This window comes from Pseudomonas sp. P5_B2, from assembly GCF_056400445.1.
Map to the genome: position 1 here is coordinate 1 of NZ_JBFULH010001245.1, position 806 is coordinate 806.

Sequence of the window (806 nt, forward strand, 5' to 3'; positions counted from 1 at the left end):
AAAGACGCCCGTGCATTGAACGATATCTTTAAAGAAGCGGACGAAGAATATATTGGTGAAGGCGCATTAGGGGATGCTGTGATGATGAAAAAAATGAGTGAAAATATTTATCCTGAAGCGGATCTTTCGCTGATGAAAGAAGCGCAGGCTACGATGAACAAGGATTTGATAGTTGCAATGGCGATTTGTACTCGCCAACAGTATCTCCCTGCGTTGAAAGATCGATTTGTCCGGTTGGTGAGGGATATCGACAGTTCCCGGGAGGCACTGCAGGACGGTGCGCTCCAGAGCTTTAATGAACTCAGGAATAATAGCGGTAAGCTGGTTGGTATTGAAGTGGCGCTAGCTGACGAGGCGGCAGGGGATAATGATTCTGAAATGATTGAAGAGTATGAGCGACAGCGTAATATTTTGCTTAACAAAGTAATAATTAACACAGTGAAGACGAAGGAGGTTGTCCAGAGTCAAATGCGTGAAATTAGCACTGGTTTTGATAAAACGACGACGATGGGTTATATGGCAGGGCTGGAAAAAGACAAAGAAAGTACTCGGGAAATGATTGTGCAGCTTAAAATATCTTTGGTTCAGAGTCAGAGCGAAAAACAGACCATTACCGATGCAATAGCGGCGATAGAAAAAGCGGGTATTGAAAAAATCGGTCAGGACGTCACGTTGACGATTGATAAGCTTATCGCGCTGGGTCTGAAGCCTACAGAACTTGAATTGGTAAAGTTTGCGTTTGAGGCGGTAAAGAAGGCAATTGAAGATATCGGTGCCGGCATTCGCTTTATGGATATGATTAGAGG

At 44.2% G+C, this 806-nt stretch carries 1 protein-coding gene; it reads left to right on the forward strand.

Translation table 11 applies throughout. The features are described 5' to 3' along the window. Positions 1-15: 15 nt before the first annotated feature. Positions 16-806: alpha-xenorhabdolysin family binary toxin subunit B (locus AC1DRJ_RS30520; protein ID WP_477805392.1), on the forward strand; the 791-nt coding region annotated here is incomplete at its 3' end.